15 protein-coding genes are annotated in these 25,276 nt (G+C 45.0%); 6 read left to right on the top strand and 9 right to left on the bottom strand.

The genetic code is table 11. From position 1 onward, the window contains the following. The first annotated feature begins 458 nt into the window (after window positions 1–458). The 6 genes from EGI32_RS20715 to uxuA all read left to right on the top strand — a co-directional run bounded on the left by EGI32_RS20715 (window position 459) and on the right by uxuA (window position 8,840). Window positions 459–1,964, top strand: a complete 1,506-nt coding sequence (locus tag EGI32_RS20715; protein ID WP_255157576.1) for a xylulokinase — start codon at window positions 459–461, stop codon at window positions 1,962–1,964. Window positions 1,965–1,989: 25 nt separating this feature from the next. Then, entirely contained in the window at window positions 1,990–3,318 is a 1,329-nt protein-coding gene (xylA, locus tag EGI32_RS20720; protein WP_255157577.1) for a xylose isomerase, read from the top strand. Between the two features lie 39 nt (window positions 3,319–3,357). Then, window positions 3,358–5,031 carry a sodium/sugar symporter gene (locus EGI32_RS20725; protein WP_255157578.1) on the top strand — a complete coding sequence of 558 codons (1,674 nt, stop codon included), beginning with the start codon at window positions 3,358–3,360 and terminating at the stop codon, window positions 5,029–5,031. Between the two features lie 125 nt (window positions 5,032–5,156). After that, on the top strand, window positions 5,157–6,578 hold the full coding sequence (locus EGI32_RS20730) for an MFS transporter (RefSeq protein WP_255157579.1): 1,422 nt from the start codon (window positions 5,157–5,159) through the stop codon (window positions 6,576–6,578). Between the two features lie 18 nt (window positions 6,579–6,596). Next, window positions 6,597–7,637 (top strand): glycoside hydrolase family 43 protein, encoded by a 1,041-nt coding sequence (locus tag EGI32_RS20735; RefSeq protein WP_255157580.1) that lies wholly within the window; start codon window positions 6,597–6,599, stop codon window positions 7,635–7,637. Window positions 7,638–7,676: 39 nt separating this feature from the next. After that, window positions 7,677–8,840 carry a mannonate dehydratase gene (gene uxuA / locus EGI32_RS20740; protein ID WP_255157581.1) on the top strand — a complete coding sequence of 388 codons (1,164 nt, stop codon included), beginning with the start codon at window positions 7,677–7,679 and terminating at the stop codon, window positions 8,838–8,840. Between the two features lie 36 nt (window positions 8,841–8,876). Here the strand turns inward: uxuA and EGI32_RS20745 are convergent, their stop codons facing one another. From EGI32_RS20745 to EGI32_RS20785, 9 genes are all read right to left on the bottom strand, one after another. After that, complete coding sequence (locus EGI32_RS20745; RefSeq protein ID WP_255157582.1) at window positions 8,877–9,866, bottom strand: Gfo/Idh/MocA family protein; 990 nt, start codon at window positions 9,864–9,866, stop codon at window positions 8,877–8,879. Between the two features lie 36 nt (window positions 9,867–9,902). After that, window positions 9,903–11,012: an endo-1,4-beta-xylanase gene (locus tag EGI32_RS20750; protein ID WP_255157583.1), complete on the bottom strand. Its 1,110-nt coding sequence runs from the start codon at window positions 11,010–11,012 to the stop codon at window positions 9,903–9,905. A 67-nt stretch (window positions 11,013–11,079) separates the two neighbouring features. Next, on the bottom strand, window positions 11,080–12,429 hold the full coding sequence (locus EGI32_RS20755; RefSeq protein ID WP_255157584.1) for a family 43 glycosylhydrolase: 1,350 nt from the start codon (window positions 12,427–12,429) through the stop codon (window positions 11,080–11,082). Window positions 12,430–12,467: 38 nt separating this feature from the next. Next, complete coding sequence (locus EGI32_RS20760) at window positions 12,468–14,591, bottom strand: alpha-L-arabinofuranosidase C-terminal domain-containing protein (RefSeq protein ID WP_255157585.1); 2,124 nt, start codon at window positions 14,589–14,591, stop codon at window positions 12,468–12,470. 36 nt (window positions 14,592–14,627) lie between these two features. Next, a complete protein-coding gene (locus tag EGI32_RS20765) occupies window positions 14,628–16,568 on the bottom strand; it encodes a glycoside hydrolase family 97 protein (protein WP_255157586.1) in 1,941 nt (646 codons plus the stop codon). A gap of 17 nt (window positions 16,569–16,585) precedes the next feature. Further along, window positions 16,586–18,151, bottom strand: a complete 1,566-nt coding sequence (locus tag EGI32_RS20770; protein ID WP_255157587.1) for a glycoside hydrolase 43 family protein — start codon at window positions 18,149–18,151, stop codon at window positions 16,586–16,588. Between the two features lie 33 nt (window positions 18,152–18,184). After that, window positions 18,185–19,867, bottom strand: coding sequence for a glycoside hydrolase family 43 protein (locus EGI32_RS20775; protein WP_255157588.1), 1,683 nt, complete (start codon window positions 19,865–19,867; stop codon window positions 18,185–18,187). A 365-nt stretch (window positions 19,868–20,232) separates the two neighbouring features. After that, window positions 20,233–22,626 (bottom strand): glycoside hydrolase family 127 protein, encoded by a 2,394-nt coding sequence (locus EGI32_RS20780; RefSeq protein ID WP_255157589.1) that lies wholly within the window; start codon window positions 22,624–22,626, stop codon window positions 20,233–20,235. Between the two features lie 34 nt (window positions 22,627–22,660). Continuing rightward, window positions 22,661–25,267: a TIM-barrel domain-containing protein gene (locus EGI32_RS20785; RefSeq protein ID WP_255157590.1), complete on the bottom strand. Its 2,607-nt coding sequence runs from the start codon at window positions 25,265–25,267 to the stop codon at window positions 22,661–22,663. Window positions 25,268–25,276: the final 9 nt, after the last annotated feature.

Raw genomic sequence — 25,276 nt, forward strand, 5'->3', positions numbered from 1 at the left:
CTTCGTTGGCTGATTTCGGGTACACCGACAATATTTTTTTTCAAAATAATTACAATCGGTTGTATTTTCAAAAAAAAGTACCTACATTCGTTTTTATAAAAACAAATTAAGCTTGTAATCACGTATTTGCTAATTGCTGTATGAAAGTAATCCGGTTTGTCCCCAGGCCGTTTTTACAGGTAGAAAGATCATCTGTTCCTTGGGTCTTCTATTTTTTACAGGCATATTTTCAAATATCAATCTTAGCTCTTTAAGTATAAGTACATCAGTCTTTATGACTTTATAACGTCGTATCGCATGTACATATAATCTTAAAGAGGAGTTTTGAGTGAAATTCCACAGGTTCAACATTGAATTACTTTTTTTCATATGGCAATCGTTAATGTCGGGGAGGATGATTGGTGCATCCTCCCTTTTTTTATTTCAACACCAAATTATTAATCTACCGCTAACAAATCATGTTATTATTAGGAATTGATCTGGGAACTTCTTCTGTAAAAGTTACTGTATTGGATGCAGCTACACAGAAATGCATCGCATCCGTTCATTATCCTGAATCCGAAGTGGACATCATCTCGCTTCAACCGGGCTGGGCCGAACAAAGTCCCGACCTATGGTGGGAAAATGTGAAACAGGCTATTCTGAAATGTAATGCCACCAATATATATGATCCAAAAGATATAGCCGCCATCGGCATTGCCTACCAGATGCACGGCCTGGTGCTGGTGGATAAGGATCAGCATATTTTAAAAAACTCGATCATCTGGTGCGACAGCCGTGCCGTTGAGATAGGCGATAACGCTTTCAATAATATCGGGAATGAAAAATGTCTGCACCGGTTATTAAATTCTCCCGGAAATTTTACCGCATCCAAACTGGCATGGGTAAAGGAAAATGAACCTGCCGTTTATGAAAAGATCGATAAAGTGATGCTGCCAGGAGATTTTATTTCGATGAAATTTACCGGTGACATCACCACTACTATTTCTGCCTTGTCGGAAGGCATATTCTGGGACTACCGTAGCAATACGATCTCTTCCGATATCACTGAATATTTTGGATTTGACCATTCGTTGTTTCCGCAGGTGCAGACCTTATTTGCGCCACACGGATTTTTAAAAGAATCGGTAGCCACAAGGCTTTCTTTAAAAACCGGTATCCCGGTTTCCTATAAATCCGGCGACCAGCCCAATAATGCGCTTTCGCTGAATGTGCTGCAACCGGGCGAGGTAGCTGCCACTGCTGGTACCAGCGGCGTAATTTATGGAGTAAGCAACCAACTGGAATACGACCAGCAATCCCGTATCAATAGTTTTGCACACGTCAATCACAGCGAACAGGAGAACAGGATCGGCATATTATTATGTATCAACGGATCGGGAATATTCAACCGATGGGTTAAAAACCTGGTGGGTGCCAATAGGACCTATGCCGAATTAAACCAGGCTGCAGCGGAGATAAAGCCGGGTGCCAACGGATTACTGGCGCTGCCATTCGGCAACGGGGCCGAACGTATGCTCAACAATCAGCAGGTAGGTGCACATTTTCAACAGCTGGATTTTAATATTCATACCTACGCACACATGGTAAGGGCCGCCCAGGAAGGTGTGGCATTTGCGTTCCGGTATGGTTTGGATATCATGCGGGAAAACGGCATGCATCCGACTATTATCCGTGCGGGCAAAGCCAATCTTTTTTTAAGCGAAGTGTTTACCCGATCATTTGTAAACGCCACCAATGTGGCCGTAGAGTTTTACGATGGCGATGGAAGTTATGGTGCAGCATTGGGCGCAGGTATTGGTGCGGGCATTTACAGCAATGCGTCAGATGCTTTTGGAAACAGGAAACCAAGCGGCTGCATCGAACCGGAAGCAAAAAATAACAGTGAGGAATTATATCAGCAATGGAAATATTTCTTACAGGAAAAATCAGCGAACGTAAATGAGGAAATACAACACATATAATAATCTAACATAAAATTTAATACTGATGAAAATTGTAACTGGAGAAAATGAATTTTTCAAAAACATTCCGCAAATAAAATTTGAAGGAACAGGAACAGATAATCCATTGGCATACCGCTGGTATGATGAAAATAAAATAGTGGCGGGAAAATCCATGAAAGAATACCTGCGCTTTGCGGTTGCTTACTGGCATTCTTTTGTAGGAAGCGGCGCCGACCCTTTTGGCGAAGCCACGCATATTTTTCCATGGGATAAAAAAAGTGATGCAGTAGAAAGGGCAAAAGACAAAGCAGATGCGGCTTTTGAATTTATCACAAAGATGGGATTGCCTTATTATTGTTTTCACGATGTGGATGTGGTGGATTATACCAATGATATCGCAGATAATGAAAAGCGCCTGGCAGCAATAACCGCTTACCTCAAACAAAAGCAGGATGCCAGCGGCGTAAAATTATTATGGGGAACTGCCAACCTGTTTTCTCACAAACGTTACATGAACGGCGCTTCTACCAATCCTGATTTTCATGTGCTGGCGCATGGCGGGGCACAGGTGAAAGCTGCACTGGACGCCACCATTGCACTGGGTGGAGAAAATTATGTTTTTTGGGGTGGGAGAGAAGGTTATATGAGCCTGCTGAACACCAACATGAAAAGGGAAAAAGAACACCTGGCTAAATTTCTACACACTGCAAAAGATTATGCAAGGAAAAACGGGTTCAAAGGCCAGTTCTTCATCGAGCCAAAACCATGTGAACCTTCCAAGCATCAATACGATTACGACAGCGAAACCGTGATCGGTTTTCTTCGCCAGTACGATCTGCTGGAGGATTTCAGTCTGAATATTGAAGTCAATCATGCCACACTCGCGGGCCATACCATGCAACACGAATTGCAGGTAGCAGCGGACGCAGGCCTGCTGGGCAGTATGGATGCCAACCGCGGCGATTATCAAAACGGATGGGATACGGACCAATTTCCAAATAACCTGAATGAATTGACGGAAATGATGCTGGTGCTATTAGAAACCGGTGGCTTCAAAGGTGGAGGAATAAACTTTGATGCAAAGATCCGCCGTAATTCTACAGATGCCGCAGACCTGTTTCATGCACACATCGGTGGAATCGATACATTCGCCAGGGCGCTCATTACTGCCGACAACATTTTACAAAAATCCGACTACAAAAAAATAAGGACAGATCGTTATGCTTCTTTCGATTCCGGGAAAGGAAAAGAATTTGAAGAAGGAAAACTGTCACTGGAAGACCTGAGAGATTATGCCGTGCAAAATGGTGAACCTGCTGTAACCAGCGGCAAACAGGAGTACATGGAGAATATTATTAATCGTTATATTTAAAATAATACCTTCGATTGCTAACTAACAAATAACTGCTATATGAACGGCTTGCACATTTATGATTACCTGGTATTTCTGTTCTATTTTATTGTCGTAGCAGGCTACGGCTTTTATGTATATCGAAAAAAGAAAAGTGCTGCGACTTCTGCTTCGCATGATTATTTCCTGGCAGAGGGGTCGCTCACCTGGTGGGCCATCGGTACATCGCTGATCGCCTCTAATATTTCTGCGGAACAATTCATCGGTATGAGTGGCAACGGCTTTAAAATGGGCCTTGCTATTTCCACTTACGAATGGATGGCTGCGCTGACGTTGATCATTGTAGCAGTATTTTTTATACCCGTGTATCTTAAAAATAAGATATACACCATGCCGCAGTTCCTCAGCCAACGCTACAACGGAACCGTGGCGATGATCATGGCCGTATTCTGGTTGCTGTTGTATGTAGTGGTAAACCTGACGTCCATCCTCTATCTCGGTGCGCTGGCTATCAGCAGCCTGTCGGGACTTGATCTTACCTTATGTATGTATTGCCTGGCGCTCTTTGCCATCATCATCGCGTTGGGCGGCATGAAGGTGATCGGGTATACCGATGTCATCCAGGTGTTGTTTTTGATACTGGGTGGCCTCGTAACTACCTATCTTGCGTTAAACAAAGTAGCGGAGCTCAACGGGCAAACCGGTATGCTGCATGGATTTAACTATATGATGAATGGTGCCGACGATCATTTTCATATGATACTCAAAAAAGACAACGCCAACTATCCGAGTTTACCCGGCCTCACGGTACTGGTCGGCGGTATGTGGATCGTTAACCTGAATTACTGGGGCTGCAATCAATACATTACACAAAGGGCGCTGGGCGCAGATCTTAAAACTGCCCGCAACGGTATCTTATTCGCAGCATTCTTAAAATTGCTGATGCCGGTAATTGTGGTGCTGCCGGGTATTGCTGCATACGTGTTGCATCAGAAAGGAATGTTGCAACAGGAAATGCTGCAGGGCGGAGAAACCAATCCCGACAGGGCTTACCCGGTGCTGCTCAACCTGCTTCCCTCCGGTTTGAAAGGCTTGTCGATAGCGGCACTAACTGCTGCCATCGTAGCATCGCTGGCCGGGAAAGTAAACAGTATCGCTACTATTTTTACCCTGGATATTTATAAAAAACATCTCAACAAACTGGCCAGTGAAGCCAAACTGGTGTCCACGGGAAAGATAGTAGTAGTGGTGGCCATGTTGATCGGTGTCTTCATTGCACCGCTTTTAGGGATCGATAAAAAAGGCGGCTTTGAATTCATCCAGGAATATACCGGCTTCTTTTCGCCGGGTATTTTTGCCATGTTCATCCTAGGGTTCTTCTGGAAAAAAACGACCTCCAATGCAGCTTTGTTTGCAACAGTGGGCGGGTTCGGACTTTCCATACTTCTTAAATTCTTACCGAGGATGATGAACCTTGAGTTCCTGGCAGCTTCCGGGTTTTCGTCGAAGAACAGCGATGGCATTTACGAGATCCCGTTTTTAGACAGGATGGGTTTTGTATTCATCATCTGCATCCTGGTGATGTTTTTGATCAGCCTGCTTGAAATGGGAAATAAACCCAATCCTAAAGGACTCGAAGTGGATAGCAGCATGTTTAAAGTCAGCAAACCATTTGCCGTTGGCTCATTGATCGTTTGCGGAATACTGATAGCATTGTATACATTTTTCTGGTAAGATTAATGGATAATTGAATAATGGATAATGGATAATGTTCAGGCAGAACAGATCGATATCCATTATTCAATTATCCATTAATCTATTATATTATCCATTATACCATTATCAATTATCCATTATATATGAACGGGATCTCACAAAAATTATCGGTAGGGGAAAAGATCGGCTACAGCCTCGGGGATCTCGCTGCCAACCTGGTTTTTCAAACCCTGGTCACCTACCTGGCGTATTTTTATACCGATATTTACGGCCTTGATACAAAACATGCATCCGCGGTTATTCTGAGTGTGGGCCTTGTGGCTGCATTCGGATTTAACCCGCTCATAGGCGCGCTTGCCGATCGTACAAGATCGAAGTGGGGAAAATTCAGGCCATGGATATTGTGGACCGCTGTACCGCTGGGTGTTGTGGCCATCCTGGCATTTACTACACCGGGCGGTTCCGACCAATGGAAACTTATTTATGCCATCATTACTTATTCGCTCCTCCTGCTTTTATACGCTGCCAATAATTTACCTTATTCTGCATTGAGCGGTGTTATCACCGGCGATATGAAAGAGCGGAACAGCATGTCTTCGTACAGGTTTGTGGCGGTGATGTTCTCCCAGTTTTTTGTGCAGGTTTTCATGTACAATTTTATAATCAAGGCTGGTGGCGGCGACAAGGCCGTGGGTATGTCAAAAGTGATGACGGTGCTAGCCATCATCGGGACCATCATGCTGCTGATCTGTTTTTTTACCACCAAAGAAAGGGTAGTTCCAAAGGCAGAACAAAAATCAACTTTAAAAGAAGACCTGTCTGACCTGGTAAAAAATAAACCCTGGATCATCATGCTGGTTACCACCACGCTGGTGTTTATCACGCTCGCCATGAAAGGAGGTTCTTATGTTTATTATTTTGAGAACTACGTAGATAAAGCCGAACTTACCGCGTTCCTCGATCCGTTCAAAAAATTCCTTCCCACATTTGAGAATGATACTTCACTGAGTTTGGGTGTCTTTAACGGCGGAGGAATCCTGGCAGGTTTAGTTGGTATCATGATCTCTCAAAAATTTGCCAACAAATTCGGTAAGCGCAATGCTTTTATGGCATCGCTCTTTATTTCAACCTTGTTCATCATTTGCTTTTATTTTCTTTCAGCCCAATCCATAGGGTTGATATTTGTGATACAGATCTTACACGGTTTTTTCTACGGCATCAGCACGCCGATATTATGGACGATGATCGCCGATGTAGCGGATTTCAGCGAATGGAAAACCAACCGCAGGGCCACTGCCATTATTTTTTCTGCCATGATGGTGGGGTTGAAAGCCGGGCTGAGTATCGGAAGCGCTTTGGTATCGTGGATATTGGGCAGTTATGGTTATGTACCTAAAAGCAGCATCGGGCAAACGGAAAGTGCCATCAATGGTACTAAAATGCTGGTGAGTGTTTATCCTGCCATACCTTTTCTGTTGGCTGTTGCGCTACTTTTTTTATATGAAATAAATAAATCAAAAGAACTGCAGATTGAAAGCGACCTTAAAGCCCGTCGCATTTCATAACAACCAGAATTTTTACCTATGCCTGAAGATAGCATCGAACACATAGATTTTAACGACCTGAATAACCGGGCGATTTCGCAACCGCTCGTTAAGCATCTTTATACCGCAGATCCTTCTGCACATGTATTTAACGGAAAAATTTATATCTATCCGTCGCACGATATAGATGCAGGGGATGCTTTCGACGACCTGGGAAGCCATTTTGCTATGGAAGATTATCATGTGCTCTCGATGGATGAACCCGGGGCGATGGCAACGGTACACGGACTGGCTTTACATGTAAAGGATGTTCCGTGGGCAGCACAGCAGATGTGGGCGCCCGATGCCAACGAAAAAGACGGGATATATTACCTGTTCTTTCCAGCAAAAGACCACGAGGGAATTTTTCGGATCGGGGTAGCAACCAGTGATTCACCCACGGGCCCTTTTACGCCACAACCCGAAGCGATCAAAAACAGTTTCTCGATCGATCCGGCGGTTTTTAAAGATGAGGATAACAGTTACTACATGTATTTCGGTGGAATATGGGGCGGACAGCTACAACGGTGGACCGGCGGTAGTTTCAATGCCGCAGAAGCCAATAGCCCGGTGGCACATCTTCCTGCAGCCGATCAACCTGCACTCTGCGGAAAAGTGGCAAAACTTACGGATGATCTGTTACAGTTTGCTGAAGAACCACACGATGTTGTCATCCTGGATGAAAAGGGCAATGTATTGTTGCAGGGCGATAACGACAGAAGGTTTTTTGAAGCATCCTGGATGCATAAATACAATGGGAAATATTATTTCTCTTATTCAACAGGCGATACCCATTACATCTGTTATGCCATTGGCGATTCGCCTTACGGCCCCTTCACTTACGCAGGACGTATCCTGGAACCGGTAGTGGGCTGGACATCCCACCATTCCATTTGTGAATTCAACAACAAGTGGTATTTGTTTTATCATGATTCCAGTTTGAGCAAAGGAGTAACGCATCTGCGTTCCGTTAAAGTAACCGAATTGACATACGATGCGGATGGCAAAATAAATACCATCCATCCTTACAGGTCAAAATAAGATCGCCCCAATAATTTACATTCAAAAAAATCACATAATATGTTGCTGGAGCAAACCATGAGATGGTACGGACCAAATGATATTGTTAGTCTGGCGTACATACGCCAGGCGGGTTGCACGGGTGTGGTAACAGCTTTGCACCAGGTGGCTGTCGGGGAAATATGGACGGTTGAGGAGATCAATACCAGGAAACAACTGGTAGAAAATGCCGGCCTTACGTGGACGGTGGTGGAGAGTTTACCCGTGCACGAGGACATTAAAAAACAAACCGGCGATTATCTGTTATACATTGAAAATTACAAGGTCAGTTTACAGAACCTTTCCGCTTGCGGTATAAAAGTGATCACTTATAATTTCATGCCCATACTCGATTGGCTGCGCACAGACATTGCGTACACCATGCCAGATGGAAGCAAAGCGTTGTATTTTGAACGGGCAGCGTTCATCGCGTTCGATCTCTTTTTGTTGAAAAGGCCCGGTGCCGAAAAAGATTATTCACAGGAAGAAATTCAAAAAGCAACCGCCAGGTTTGAAGCGATGACCGAAACAGAGACGTCGACGATCTTTCATAATATGATGCTGGGATTGCCGGGCAGTGATGATGCGTTCACCCCGGAACAGGTGCTTCGTGCGCTTAAAAATTACGAGGGTATTGATGCAAAAAAATTGCAACAGCATTTATTTTACTTTTTACAACAGGTAGTGCCTGTAGCAGAAAAGAACGGGCTGAAAATGGCGATCCATCCGGATGACCCTCCTTACCCGGTTCTCGGGCTGCCGCGGGTGGTGAGCACCGAACAGGATGCTCTGGACATCATCAATGCTGTGCCGTTGGAAGCGAACGGCCTTTGTTTTTGCACCGGCTCATTCGGCGCCCGGGCCGATAATGACCTGGTAACTATGATCAGGCGTTTTCAAAACCGTATACATTTTCTGCATCTGCGAAATACAAAAAGGGACGATGAAGGCAATTTTTATGAAGCCGATCACCTGGCAGGGGATACCGACATGTACGCGGTGATGAAAGAAGTGGTATTGATGATGAGGCGAAGGAACGTGTCGATACCGATGCGGCCCGATCATGGGCACCAGATGCTGGACGATCTCAATAAAGTGACCTATCCGGGATACAGCGCCATCGGGCGCCTTCGTGGACTGGCAGAGTTACGCGGATTGGAAATGGGCGTAAACAGATCGATATAAAATGCCTTTAATTTTCATTACATAAGAACTCATACTTCACAGGTTTTGCCACGCACCGTTTTCAGCGCTGAGAAAAATTGCTTCGATCACTTTCATGTTGTTGACTGCATCGGTTAGCGGGGTAGGCACGGGCAGGTTGTTTAAAATAGAAAGCGAAAACTGGTCACCCTGTAATGTATATTGATCTGCGCCATCCACACTCATGCGCTCGTTCCCATCTTTGGTATTCAGGATTATAATTGCCGGGCTATCTGGCGGTGGCGTAAAAGGCAGTTCCAATGTGATGGTTCCTTCAGTACCCAGAATAGTGGCGTATTGAAATGGCATGGCCTGCGTGGAACAGGTGAACATGGAAGTGGCGGATGAAAAATCCATGATGCCAGTTGCCAGTTTATCTGTTTTAAATACTGTATCCATTTCCAGGCTTCCAAACACTCTCACCGGTTCCTTCTCAAAAATAAAGCGGGCAATTGAAATGGAATAACAGCCGATGTCCATCAATCCTCCACCGCCAATATCTTTTTGGTTGCGCACATTTGCCGGGTCCGTATTAAAATAGGAGAAAGCAGACTGGATGCTTTTGATCTCGCCGATCCTGCCTTGCTGTAACAATTTTTTTACTGCATGCCACTGCGGATGAAAGCGGTACATAAATGCTTCCATTACTTTCAACTGCGGATGTTTTAACGACTCGTTCAATAATTCTGTTGCTTCCGCAGCTGAAAGCGCAATGGGCTTTTCGCACAAAACATGTTTGCCTGCCTGTAATGCTTTGATGGCCCAGGGCACGTGCAGGTGGTTGGGCAGGGGAATATACACCGCATCGATTTCCGGATCTGCCAACAAGGCTTCATAAGAATCATACACAGTGGCAATATTATTTTTAGCAGCTATGTCCTGCGCAACTGTTGTGTTCGAAGAAGCAATGGCTGTAACCTGCGTATGTATTCCTGATTGCATGGCCGGAATTACTTTATTCCTGGCAATTTTTGCCGTACTTAAAACGCCCCAGCGGATCTTTGACATAAAATAGGTTGTTTTTATTCCTAAAAGAAGGATCATTTATTTCTTCAAACTCATCACTGCATAAAAAGCAGGTTTGGGTTGAAAGTTGCGGTCAAACAGCAACGGGTAGTTTGTTCTTCCCGGCACGGGCCATCCGTTCAGCCAGCTCTGGCCATCGTTCACACCCCAGAAGGTAACACGTGTAATGTCTTTTTTGTACTTTAAAAAAAGTTTGAAGAGGTCTTTGTAATCACTCGCCAGTTGTTGCTGTAGACTGTCCGGCAACCCATTTTTATAAGGATTGGTAGTAGAGTCGGCACGCATGCGCTGGCCTACATCAGCGCCCTGGAAATCCCGTTTCAATACTTCAATGTCAAGTTCGGTAAACATCACTTTTAAACCGAGTGCCGAATATTGAATGATGCTTTCTTCAATATCTTTCAAAGGGATCTTTCCGAGATGCCAGTGTCCCTGTATGCCCACACCATCGATGCGGACTCCGGCAGCCTGTATTTTTTTTATGAGTGCAATGCAACCGGCCCGTTTGGCAGGTTGTTCATTATTATAATCATTGTAGTACAAAAGTGTATTGGGTGCAGCGGCCTGTGCTATACTGAAAGCCTCGGTAACAAAATCATCGCCCAGCCTTTGCAGAAAAACAGACTTACGCATGCTGCCATCTTCATTGAGCGCTTCGTTGACCACATCCCAGGAATATACTTTTCCGTCGTAGCGGCCGGCCACTGTTTTGATGTGGTTGGTAAAAAATGTTTTGAATGAATCCACATTTTGTATCCTTCTTGCAAAGACTGGCAACTGGCTGTGCCAGATAAGCGTATGTGCATTCACTTTTATATTATTTTTTTTGCAGTAGGCCACCATTTTATCTGCCATGTCAAAATTATATTGATCCCATTGCGGATGTATGATCTCGGCTTTCATGATATTTTCCGGTGTGGCCACATTAAATTGTTGCGGAATAAGTACTGCGGCAAGTGGATCCCGTTCCTCTATCTGGGCGTTGTTGAGCGCAGTACCGATGGCGAAATCATTTTTAAAAGCATCTTTTAAAGAAGGGATGGATGTGGCTGAACTATTTTTTTTGCTGGGTGAGCAACCGGCAATAATCAGGCTGGCCGAGCAGGCGAGGATAAATATTTTTTTCATTGTTTATATTTTAATGGTCATTGGTTGTTGTGGCGTTGAGTTTGTCGTTTGAAAATTATAAGGTTGTTTATTCAAAACGTATCCAATCCACCGCTACGGGTTTATCATTTTTTAATACTACAAAAAGATTCTGAATGCCTTTTGGCCATTTGGCCAAAAGGGCTTTTATAGGTTTAAATTCATTGCTTGCAGGAATGTTCACTTCTGCCACTACCGGCCCATCAGCGCTGCCGGTGCGTATCTGCAATGTAGCGCCGCTTTCGGCTGCCGCATTTACCACAACTGTTTTCAAATTTTTCCTTCCAAAATCAACGGTGTTATATTGTATCCATGCTGCAGGTTTATCCAGCATGGATTTCCAGCCGAGGAACCTGTTGGTTGTATCTATAAAATCAACCTTGGCGCCTTCGGTGCTGAGGGCGCTGAAACGATCGATCTGTATTTCTTTTGTGGCAGGTGATACACCGATCCCTCTCAATGTTGGGATCACTTTTTTGATACTACCATCGGCATTGAAGGATAAGCTGTCCGCCCTTATTGCACGGGCTTTATCAAAACGCGGAGAATAATCTTTATCGTGGTAAAAAAGATACCATTGGTTTTTAAATTGTATAACCGAATGATGGTTTGTCCAGCAACCGGATGCGGATTCATCCATGATAACACCGCTCACTTTAAACGGGCCGAGGGGATTATCGCCAATGGCATACTCCAGCCGCTCCGTTTTATTTTCTACGTGGGGATAGGTGAGGTAATAAATGCCGTTGCGTTCAAACATGTACGGGCCTTCTTTTAATCCTTTTGCCGGGAGATCGCCAAGCGTTTTTACTTCCGAATCCAGCTCGAGCATGTTGGGTTTTAATTTTGCCGCATAAATATTTCCCGCCGACCAATACAGATAAGCCTGCCCGTCTTTATCGATAAATACATTCGGGTCGATGCCATGCACACCTTTGATAGGCGTGGCTTCTGCACTATAAGGCCCTCCGGGTTTATCTGCGGTAGCAACACCTATGGCAAAGCCTTTTCCATACAGGGTTGTGTCTTTTGGTGAGGTAGGATAATAAAAATAATATTTGCCGTTGCGCCCGATACAATCCGGCGCCCACATACTATAACTATCGGGGCGCACCCAGGGGATCTTATTCTGTGTTACCACCACACCATGATCTGTCCAGTCTGTAAGGTTGGTGGAAGAAAAAACATGGTAATCTTCCATGCTGAACCAGCCCACGCGGCCTTTTCCTTCGGTTGCAATTATATCATGCGAAGGAAACAGGTATACTTTATCGCCGAACACCCGTGCTGACGGGTCGGCAGAATACATGTTCCGCACCAGCGGATTCTGGCCATACGAACCTGCTGCTGTTAACAGCAATACGCCTATACCGGCAATTTTTTTAAGGATTGATTTCATGCCCTGGTCTTTAATATGTTGAAGATCTTATTCATTTATTATTTTGTCTGCAACTGAAGTACACTCACAGAGTACGGCGCCAGCTTCGTTTCAAATTTTTTCTTTATTCCTTTAATAACGCCACTTCCGGGAACGATCTTCACCGGATCGGTAATGCTGTTGGTATCGGTTGGTTTATCGCCTTTGATCACAGTCATGGTGGCCGTGGGAGCTACGTTATTTATTCCGGTTAAATTTATTTTTACCGGCTGCGTTTTACCGGTAGTATTTACCAGTTTTACATACACAGCTCCCGTATTGTCATCTTTTGTGGCCGAATAAAAAACGGTAGGTACCGGCTTGGGTGTTATTTTTTGTGCACTGTCCCTTCTTGTCATGGGCCTGTTCTGCATAGGAATATTTTCGGCAGTTACCGGCACGATCGTGTTTCCGAGATATTCACTGAAGATCTTTTGAACGTAGTAGGCAGGTGAGCCGTAACTGTTCAACGCATCGTAACCGATGAGGTCGGAATCCCATTGCCATGCTTTTGGCGCAGTAGCTGTGGCTGTGTTCACGTTCACAAACAGGGGCGCATAGCAGGACATGATTACATGGTCAGAATTGCGTTCCATGCCGGTCATCCACGCTGCGTCACCCAGTGCAGCATTTAAGTTGGTGGTGGGAATTCCTTCTCTTGTGGCCCATTCACCAACAAATATTTTCGGGCCGTTGCGGTCGTAACTGTCATACTGGGATACGTTGGCCCACATTTCCCACGAATCGCGATAGTAATGCTCATCCAGCACAGCAGGGCTTTTGCCGGTGACTTTCAGGTTTGGGTATTGAGCATCAGCAATGGTGGAAATGCAGATCAGTTGCGGATACTTTTTTTCAATGGCTTCCCTGAATTGGCGGAACCTTCCATCGTAACTGCCGGACCTGTCGAACCAATCTTCGTTGCCGATCTCTACGTATTTCAGTTTAAAAGGAGCAGGGTGGCCATTTGCTGCACGTTTTGAACCCCAATAAGTATTTACATCACCTATCACGTATTCTATTTCGTCGAGGGCATCATCCACATAAGGTTTCAGCAATGGTCCTGCATCTACATGATCGCCGTTGAGTGAATAGCCTGCATATACGCCCAGCAAGGGCTCTGCACCGGTGTCTTCGCACCACAATAAAAATTCAAGCAGCCCCATACCGTCTGTCGGGCGATAGCCCCATGAACCATTGTGCCCCGGCCTTTGCTCCAGCGGCCCCAGTGTTTCTTTCCAGGGAAAGGCATCGGTAATGGCCGGGCCTTCCAAAAAATTCCCCCCGGGGAAACGTAAAAATTTCGGTTTCATATCCACCATCATTTTCATAAGATCAGGGCGGTTTCCATTGGGGCGATCGTTGAACGTTGGCGGAAACAACGAAACAAGATTGAAATAATACACGCCAACACGATCTGTTGAAATAACAAAACGGGCATCTTTTGTTGGCTTCACATTGGCGGCAGTGGTTAAAGTCAGTTCATATTTTTTCCAGAATGCACTTTTAATAAGATTGATACTGCCGGTGGCGTATATTGTTTTACCATCGTTGCTTTCAATGGAAACGGTGATCGCACCGGGTGTATTATTTTCAATTACAGGAAGCGGGGGAGTAGTTGGTTTTGGTTCCCATGGCCAGCGTGGGGGCTCACTTCGGTCTGTTCCTTTTATATAAAAAGAGGCATTGTAAGTGGTGGCAGGTTTAACCGGAATGCCCCAGTAACCTTCATTGGCGATCCCAACTTTTCCATCGGCTTTTTCTACGGTCAGTCTCAGGCAGGCAGAAAGCGCCCCGTTGATCGCATTCCGGCGCTCATCATTGGGCACATGTTCCCCGGCGCCTATCAACCTGATGGCGGCTTCCGAGGATGGATTAGTTTTTACAAGGCTCCATCCTTCGGGAGAAGTTTTGTTGTCCTTAAAGATGCGGTTGCGGATCAGTTCCGCATACAGACCACCATCGTAAGAATGATTGATCTCTTCCGTCATCATCCCGTACAACATAGGACTGACGGGAGTTTTAGCGTTTGCAAAATCCAGGGTGAGTGAGGGCGTTTGTGCCTGCACGCTGAAGGTCAGGAAGGTAGCAGCAAGTAAACCGGCGGCCGACGCGGCTACATTTTTTGTAATATTTTTTATCATATCATATCGGTTTTGAGTGTGATAATATTTTTTGACTTATTGAAAGACGGCAACTAACCCATCGTTGCCTTTTACAGTGATGCTGATTTTTCCATTGGCAGGCACCGCTATTTTATTTGTTTTAAACGATACTTCATTTTTTTCTCCGCTACCGGTGGTGATGAACGTTGCCTGTTTGTTTTTCAAAAAAGATAGATCGAGTGAAAGTTGCTTTTCAACATCTTCGCCATTTAATGCGGCTACATACCATCTGCTGCCGGTTCTTCTTGCCACTATGTACAACTTGCCGGGAACCGCTTCTATCAACTTTGTATCATCCCAATTGTCGGGAAGGGTTTTTAAAAAATCTTTCACATACCCGGGAACTTTCAGCATTCCTTCCGGTGTTTCGGCAAAATGCTGGATGCCTGAAATAAATGCCACGGAGGTAGCCAGCTCAAATGCGGAAGTGGTGGTTTTTTTTATCCGCGGAATTTTATACAAACACATCGGCGTAAAATCCATCGGGTCGAATGCATTGCGTACCATTGCCACCATGATGGCGTGCTGGGGATAAAGATCTGCATCACGCTGATTGAAGGTGATCATCTCGTATCCCTGCACCGCTTCCACCGTCATCAGGTTTGGGTAGGTTCTCTGCAGTCCCCTGGGCAAAGTGGCCCCGTGAAAATTGACGAGCAGTTTATAAGTGGCGGCATCTTCCAGGATATCCTGGTAATAACTGATCATCGATTGGCCGTCACCTGCAAAAAAATCGACCTTGATGCCTTTGATGCCCATCTGTTGCAATTTTGAAAATTCCGATACACGGCTTTCATGGGTAAGCAATTTATCCTTCGGAGTCATTTTTACGGTGTTCCAGCTGCCGGCCGAATTATACCATAGGAGGATACCAACATTTTTTTTCTTGGCATGATCCGCTAACAGTTTGATAGAATCGTAGCCTATCCGTTTGTCCCATTCCGCATCGATGAGGCAGTATTTCCATTTCATATCTGCAGCGTAATCGATAAATTTCTTTTGAGCGCTGTAAACAGTGGAATCGTCTTTTTGCAAAACCCAGCTCCAGGAAGCTTTCCCGGGTTGTATGAAAGATGCATCCATTTTTTTTGCCGGGAACGCAAGGTCAGTGCCGAGGGTAGATTCCATGATGGTTTTCATACTGCCGATAGCGATGATCCTCCATGGGGTTGTCCACGGCAATGCCGATTCGGGATTTAAGACCGGGTTGCCATTGGTGAATACTTCCGGTGCCTGCGGAAAATTGATCTTGTATTCATTATCCGGGGAGTTTTGCCGGAGCGACGTGCCGCAATACGTTCTTCCCAAAGCAGCTTCTGTGATCAATATCCACGCATCGTTGTATTTAAAAAGGGCAGGGTAGACCCATCCATTTGGTCCCGGCGATGGAGTGCCGGTGGGAATATCAATTTTGTAATGCGCTTCGTAAGAAGGATTGGTGTGTTCAAAACCAGTCTGCGCCTCCGTTTTCGGCTGCAGCCACGCCCTCGTACCTTCGTTGAAATGAAAGCTGGTGGCTTCTGCAGTGATCTTTTTTATGTCCGTTGATCTTTCCGGGAATTGGTATTGAAACGCGACGCCGTCATCAGAAACGCGAAACACAATATTCATTTTTTTTCCGGAGGGTGTGCTTGTTTCAAATATCCGCTGGGTGGCTATATAACGGATGTTTTTCTTTTTTGCATTCAGCATCGTGTAACTATCTTTCACAATAACCGGCGCAGAAACTTTTACTAATTTTAAGTTTGCCGAAAAGTCTTCATCTGCTCTTATCACACCCAGTTTTGATTCCTGTAAAACAGGTACGCCTTTATAAGAGACTGCGTAGACCGCTTTTGCAACATCGCAGGTAACTATAATAGTCTTGTCTGGACTGCTGATGATATTGACGGGCAGCTGCGCAAAAGATATCCTGGCGAAGCAGCACATTATAAACAGGAATTGTAATCGTTTCATAATCTTAAAATTTATTATTACCTGTCGATCGTGTCGGAGATATGGAAATAATCGAAATCCGCATATCCACCGGTTTCTTTGGTGGCGTAGTTGAACAGGCCAAAACGGTAACCCATAAAATGTGGTAATGTATAGGCCATTTTTAACTGTGTGCCAATGGGTAGCCAGTTTTTGCCATCGATGCTGTAATAGAAACCGGCCACATCTTTCCTGTCGGTAAAGTCACATATAGCTTTAAAATAAACGGTTTCCTGGGTGAGCGGAACAGTAGCTGCTTCTACAGCTGTGCCACCGGAAGCGTTGATCATCACGATCGTTTTATTATTGCCCGTCATTCGTACGCCAACCAGTCCATAATTTTTTTGTAACAAACAGAGACCCGCAAAATCACCATCTTTTAATCCAGATACATCGAGTGAAGTGATGCCGGTGCATACCGGGCCGATGGTGCGCTGCGTGAGCATATTTCTTGCGGATAGGATCGAGGTGTCGATCCTGCCGGTTTTGAGGCGCAAAAATCCTTTCCGTTCGCTCAGCGACCATAAGGTGTTTTCAGGGTTGTGGTTCCATTGCCAAACGAGTGGTAACGACAGGTCTTTTTTCCTGCGGGTAAATTCATCGGAGTGTACGATGCCGGGGATGAGGCTTTTGTTGGCGGGCAAATTTAATGTCATCGGCACTTTACCTTCCACACCTAATACCGGCCAGCCGTTTTCCCATTTCACCGGCACGAGGTACGGCACACGCCCGACAGCGCCGTTGTCCCTGAATAAATACGAATACCAGGTGCCGTCGGGCATATCGATCAACCCGCCTTGTGCAACGCCCAGGTCCTGTAAGGCAACTTTGCCTTCCCATGGCCCATTGATGTTGTCTGCCCGGTGGATGAGTACGGTACGCATTCCGCCGCGTGGCCACACAATGTTGAACAGGTAATATTTTCCTTTTACTTTAAAGAGCTGCGAGCCCTCCGCTTTGAGCATGATATTTTCACCGGCAGGTGTATTGGCATTTTCAATCAGCACCCGTTCGGTTCCCGGTTTTATCCCCGATAGATCGTCTTTTAATTCGAATATTGTTAATTTACCGGCACCGGTGATCAGGTACGTCTTTCCATCATCAAAAAAGATGGTATGGTCGTGGTAAGACGGAGAAAATGTAATCCTTTTCCATGGGCCTTTTTCAATATTTTTTGTTGCGTAGATAAATGTCTTGTTGGGCGTTTGCGAAAAGGTTGAAACATAGAACATCCCGTTGTGGTAGCGAAGGCAACTGGCCCAGGAACCTCGGCCATACACGTTCTTACCGTTGTTGAGATTTAGTTCATCGATGTTGGCAAGCGTATCATATGCATAATTAACGAGCTTCCAGTTTACCAGGTCTTCCGATCTCATGATGGGTACGCCAGGACTCATGTGCATGGTGGTGCTACTCATGTAATAAGTTTTACCTATGCGGATGATGGACATATCCGGTACATCCGCAAATATGACCGGGTTGGTGGCCTGTTGTACTTGCGCTGTAATGTTGTTGCCGGCAAGGCAGAGCAATAACAATGTGAGGGCTACATATTTTCTTTTCATATTTTTTGCATTCGGCTTTAATAAATGATCGGGTTACCGGTACACAGGGTCGTTGCCGGTGTAGGTTAAAAATTTAAAAGAAGCAATATTCGAAGATGGCAGGCCTGATGATGTAGCATACATGCCATAGATACATCCTACAAAACCACCGGCGGTTTTGGTGCTTACAAATTTTGCATCCACTTTATCTTTCAACAGGATCCAGTCTTTTCCATTCGGGGAGTAATAAAAACTATAGGTGCTTCCTTCGGCATTTATTTTTAAATAAAGTTTTGAAGATGTTGTTGCCAACGGAATTTCGGTGATCCTCTCCATTTCTTTTTGTTTGGGCTTGCCTTTAAAGAGTTGCATTACTTCTTTACCATTTGAAACTGATCTCGCCATAAAATAAAAATGGGACTCACTTTGGAAAACAGCCAGTCCTGCTTTTTCATTTTCGGCCGTTGGTTTGAAAGTGATCTTTGTTTCGATGCTGTTGTATAAATGCTGCTGACGCTTGCCTACAAAAGAAGGGCTACCCATATCCATCACTGTTTCCGGCTTTAATTTTAAAGTAAGCCCGGCTTTTTTCGACAGGCTGAATGCAGTGCTGTCGGGCTTGCGCATAAAGATCAAAGACGGGTCAAGTTCTTTTTTAAAGGTTAATTTGTAAGAGAAATTGCCCGATTGAGGAAGTGTGCTTTTTTGTTTTACTTCTTTAATATTTACGGGGTAGCTATATTGTACCTCTTTGCTGTTGGGATTGATCACCGGCCATTCGTCTTTCCATTCTACCGGTGCTATAAATGTTTCCCTGCCGGTATTGTAATAATCGCCTTCATACGGCCTTACGGCCAAAAATATGGCGTAGGTTTTTCCGTCCGGCCCATCTACAAATTGTGCATGGCCGGTAGAAGTAATGGGATTCTTTCTGTCTTCCGGGAGATCTCTTTGTGTGAGTATAGGATTTTTTTCATAGGGAATATATGGCCCCATTACAGACCTGCTGCGGAACACCACTTCGGAGTGATTGACAGAAGTTCCACCTTCCGCAGCATATAAATAATACCAACTGTTTCTTTTCATGATGTGTGGGCCTTCGATCCATACGGGTTGTTTGGAGATGTCCACGCCACCATTTACCAGTTGTTTTTCTTCACCGGTCACTTTTAACGATACCGGGTCAAATTCATACGACCTGATCGTGCGGTGCCCGGAATACAAAGGTTTGTTATCCGGAGCATCGCTGTTGTAAACGATGTATGCTTTGCCATTGTCATCAAAAAACAAAGAAGGGTCGATGCCCCTTACCTGCGGAATGCGAACGGGATCGCTCCAAGGGCCGGCAGGCTCTTTTGCTGTTACCACAAAATTTCCTTCATGATCGATATCGGTGCAGGTAACATAATAGGTTCCGTTGTAATAACTGATCGCGGGCGCAAACAAACCTCTGGTCATGCGTTCGCCCATGAAATCCAGCTGCGAAGTGCGGTCTATCACATTGCCGATCTGCTTCCAGTTCTTCAGATCTTTACTGTGGAAAACCGGTATGCCCGGGAAGTAGGAGAAAGTGGAATTGACCAGGTAATAATCCTTTTCCACCTGTACAATACTAGGGTCGGGATAAAAACCCATGAGGATCGGGTTTACAAGGGTAGTGGTTTGCGCAAAGGGCTTTATTGCCGAAAGGAGCAAACAAAATAATATGGAAGTGGTAAGTTTTGCTGATATATTCATGTGGCTTAATTTTTTATTTTTTAATGGATCCTTCCTTTATCATCAGCCATTACATGCTTCAGCATGCTGTTGTAACTGAGGATGTATCGAAAGAACGGATAAATCAAATTGCAATCGGTTGCAATAAAAAGGCAAAAAAAAATGTTCTTTAATGAAAGCGATTATCGGGTGCCGCGGCCTATGACGTCGTTCAGGCGTACCGATAAGTTTGCAATAGACTGTGTTTCTTCTTTATGAAAATAGTATCATGAAAAACAGGTCGCAGGCAATCACTTTTGAACGCAATAAATATATGTATTTTCTCCGGTTTAACTCCCGGGTTTGTCCGTTTTTTTCACAAGCTGACAAACCCGCGATTGTCCTTTTTATTTTATCAGCCTGATATAATAGACAGCACCGGCCGTGTTACCTGCCACTGCCTGAAATTTCACCCTTACTTTTTCTTTTCCTTTGATCATTGAATCCGGGATCGCATACGTCACATTCTGAAATTTCGACTGGTTCCATTTATTGCTGTTGTCTTCTGTAACCAGTTTCTGGTCATCTATGTAAATATCAAATTTTCGTCCGCCCCATTCCGCTCCCCAATAACGAACAAAAAGCGATAAGCCGGTTTCGTTATTTGTAGAAAGCTGGTAGCTGAAGTAACCGTCTTCACCGTGTGCATCCCGCCAGAATTCGTCATTTTGATTGCCTTTGTTGGAACGTTGCTGCTGCATGAAATGGTCGGCTTCGGGCTGTTGCTCGCCGGGCGCCACAAAATCAATGGTCCGTTTCTCGAGCTCCAGTTTTTGTTTTTCGATGATGGCGATCGAATCCAGGTAAGATCGGTAACCTGTATTGCTCAGGGCCATCCAATACATCATATATCTTGCATCATGTATCTTGTAAAAAGGTTCAAATACCACTTTGATGGGGTTGATGAGCTGTACTGTCGGGGCGGTAAAATGGAGGGGTTGCCCGGCAACCGGTTCTAATTTTGCAGTAAGCGAAGTGATGTTGTCTTCGATGATGATCGGCGCTTTGTCTACGGGCAATTTTTTTCCACCGGCGATGTGCGACCATCTGCCATCATCGGCCACCAGTCCTTTCAGGTCTTCCGTACCCGTTTTTGCAGCCAATAATACCGGGCCGTGCATTACGGCTACATAGTTGGGCACATTGGGCATGTGTTCGATCGTGTTGTGCATAGGTAGCGAAACGATGACCACATCGCCTTTTTTCCACCGGCGTTTCAGCGGCACGTAAGAAGACGGGTGATTGGAGATATTCACCGCTTTGCCATTTATGCTGATCTTTAATGCAGCATCGCTCACCCATGACGGATAGCGGATCATCATGGTGAAATCTGCAGCGCCGTCCGTAATGGTTATTTTCGACTGTTCTTCATTGGGAAAAACCGTTTGCTGCCTGATCTTTATTTTTTTATTTTTCCAGTTTAATTCGGAAGCCATAAATAGATTTACATACAGGTCATTCTTTTGATGCGTATAAATAAACTGGCCATACTTACCGTGATTTTCCATGCCGCTTCCAACGCAGCACCACATGCCTTCATTGGGCGATGAATATACCCTGTAATGACGTGGCCTGGCGGGCGTGAAATATACATAGCTACCGGTTTCCGGGTGCTGGGTAGATAAAATATGATTGTACAATGTTCTTTCATAATAATCTGCATACTTTGCCAAAGGATTCATGCGGAACAGGTCTTCTGTCAACTTCAGCATATTGTAGGAGTTACAGGATTCAGGGCCTTCCACATCGTTTATAAAGTCCGTGGATGCGGTAGCGCTGGGAAAGAACTCCCTTCTGCTGTTGCCGCCAAAAGCCAGGCTGCGGTTTTCGGTTACAGTTGCCCAGAAAAAGTTACCCGCTGTTTTGTAGGCTGCATCGTTGGTGAGTTCGCCGATGCGTTCAAATCCTACCACTTTTGGCACCTGCGTATTGGCATGTCTATTATCCAGGTTATCTTTTTTGGCCGCCATGGCATCCAACAATATTTTATGCGAAAATCTTTTGGCTGCAACGAGGTATTTTTCGTTGCGGGTCATCTCATAAGCATCGGCAAATGTCTCGTTCATACCGCCTTGCTCGACATCCAGTACGGTCTGCATTTGTGCATCTGTAAGTGCCGCGGTAACGGCTATTCCCCAATCGCAGAATTTTAAGAACATGATTTTTGCTTTTGTATTTCCGGTATATAACCAAACATCCCTCAAACCGGCATACATTTTATGAATGTTGTAAAAGGGTACCCATGCACTCCGAAAGGCCGCAAAATCTCCCTGTTGAAAACCATTCCATACATTTTTACTGTTCGGCACGGCGCCCACATATCCTTTTCCCCATCCGGGATTATTTTTTTCGTTGGCATCCTGGCAGGCGCTTAATTCCGACAACATGTAATCCATTCTTTTTTTGCATTCAGCATTTCCGGTAGCCGCATAATTCATAGCAAGTGCCGACAGGTAGTGCCCGCCCACATGCCCGTCGAGGCCATCCCAGTTTTTAAATGATCTTGCTTTCTCCGGTAATCCCGCTTCTTTCCGGTAACCAGCCAGTAAACGGTCCACATCATATTCCAATAACACTTTGATGTTGAGGTCACGGGCATGTTGAAACGGGCCTTCCAGTAATCTTACATCACTCAAGGGAAACTCATTGGCGTACAATTTATCCTGTGCGTTGGCATGATCACTAATGAGGGTCATGCCTATGATCAGGCACGCAACTGAATTAATTTTTTTTAATAGCATATCATTTTTTTATCCGGCGTTATTTCAAACCACCTTATTTTTTCACTGTTATTTTATTCCGGGAGTAGAGCACTGTTGTTGCAGTATGCGCATTTTCAATACCGCTGCCATTGCCATCCTTTACAAAAACGATATTGAAAACTCTTTTCTGTACCAGACCTGCGTAAGTGCCTGCTGTATTTCCAATGGTGAGCACCTGTAACTTTTCATTCCAGTAAAAAGGTATCACACTGTATTTTCCTTTTTCATAATTATAATTGTCGCCCTCATCTTCGTATAGATCAAATGCAGCGTCAGCGCCTGTATAAATGCGGACTTCGAGGGTGTCATTTATTTTTTCACCGGTGTACTGCATTAATTTTCCCATGGGAATGATCGCACCCGCTTTGACGTATAGGGGAATTTTGTCTTGCGGTGCATCGGCCGTGATGCTTTGTCCGCCATCATATTTTTTGCCCGTCCAGAAGTTGTACCATCCATTCGATTTTGGAAGATAAACTTCCCAGGTTGATGCCGGTGCTGTGACTGGCGCTACCAGCATGGCTTTGCCAAACATATATTCGTACGGCTGTGCAACCGCTTTCGCATCATTGCTGAAATCCATTACCAATGGCCGCATCATGGTTGAGCCATTTTTGGACACCTGCCACGCTTCCGAATAAATGTACGGCATCAGTCGATAACGCAGGTTCATCATACTGCGCATGTTATTTTCAACTTTATCGCCATATTTCCATGGTTCGGTCTCAGTCTGATACCCATGGATGCGGAAGATGGTATTAAATGCTCCCCATTGAAACCAACGGGTGAGGATATCATGGTAAAGGGTATCGGTGTATTGGCCGTTGCCGGGACGGAAAAATCCGCCGATATCTGTTGTCCAGTACGGCATACCGGTCAGGTTATAATTAAGACCGGCAACGATCTGCCTTTTATAGGCATCCCAGTTCCAGCCGATATCGCCCGACCAGTTGATGGTGCCGTAGCGCTGCTGGCCGGCGAATGCAGAGCGGGTGAGAATGGCGACCCGTTTACCCGGATCGGTTGCCCGCTGGCCATCATAGATAGCTTTGCTTACGAACAAAGGGTAGGTGAGCCGGTAAAAATCGCCCGGCCCGAAATAAGTTTGCTTTCCTTTCAGCGCGTCATTTTCCGGCTCTGTTGCATCCATCCACCAGGAATCTACACCAAGGCTGAACAGGTTTTTATTCAACGCATTCCAATGTGTTTTTTGTGTTTCGGGATTGTAAATGTCGATCCACGGACTGTTGGGTATATACAGGTCTTTGGTTATGTAATCCTTAGCCACGTTGGATTTTTTATCTAAATTTTCCCACACAGAAATCGAAAAACGTGCATGCAGGCCATGCAACGTTTTAATGAACCCTGCGGGGTCGGGATAATGCGTGGTATCAAATTGGGGAACGCCCCAGCCGTGTTTTCCCCAATATTGCCAGTCCTGTACGATCACATCCAGCGGCAGCTTTCTCTCCCTGAATTTCTGCACCGTAGAAACCAGGTGTTCGCCGGAAGTGTAGCGTTCGCGGCATTGCCAGAAACCATAAGCCCATAGTGGCAGCATGGGTACGCTGCCCGAAAGGTGCCGATATCCGGCGATTATTTCATCTGCATTTTTACCAAAAAACACTACATAATCCAGGGACTTTGCATTGATGGAACGAAAGGTGGTTTCATTCGCTGAAATTTTCCAGCTAAGATGGGGTGTGTTGGCTGATTTGCAAACAACCTGTACGCTGTGTTCTCCTTTTTTTAGATTTACCAAAGCACTTGCTGCGGGCGGCAACCATAGGTTACTCTGGTCGATACAAGGCGTGCCGTCAATAATAAGCAGGTGGCGGCTTTCCATGTTACCGAGGTCGAGCATCATGGAATATTCACCGTCTTTTTCAACAGAAAATTTTCCGGTGTATAAGGATTCACGTTGCGAAACTTTTTTGGTGCCTTCTGTGGTGCTCACTTCCACCGCTGTTTTTGCACCGGAAACCGAATCTTTTTTTACAAGTGTAATACTATTATCGGCCGGGTTGAATTCAGTTAATCCATACTGGTGCCACAAAATACCATAACCTTTGCTTGAATACAAAAACGGGATGGCGATCTGGGTATTCACCTGCGTTAACTTCCGGGTCACGTTACGAAGATTGTAATGCCCATCCTGAAATTGTCCCAATCCGAATAATGATTCATCTCCGGGAGAATCAAAAGTTTGTTCTGCGATATAACATGACTGGCCGTCTAACGTATTTGCAGTCAACTTTCTGCTGGCGCCTTTTTCACTTAAAAATATTTTGCCTGTTTTATCACTATACTCAATAACGCCTGTTTGTTTATTGTACAGCACGGTTATGGCCGTGGTGCTGAGTTTCAGCAATTCGGCTTTTTCGGAAAAGGTAAAGTTAGGAACCGGTTGTTTGTTGATCAATACGAATTCTCTTTCCTCTTCAGGCAACTCTTTTTGCCATTGTATCCTGACGGTTTTATCCGTAAGCGGAATGATGTTTAACACACCTTCTGAAAGTTGTATGCTGAGTTTGTCTTTTTGCAGCGTGTGTTTTTGATACACCTGGGCAAAAAGTACGAGAGGACAAAACCCGGTGATCACTAAAATAAATTTTTTCATTTTTTATAA

Source organism: Ferruginibacter sp. HRS2-29 (assembly GCF_024343615.1).
Classification (GTDB): Bacteria; Bacteroidota; Bacteroidia; order Chitinophagales; family Chitinophagaceae; genus Ferruginibacter.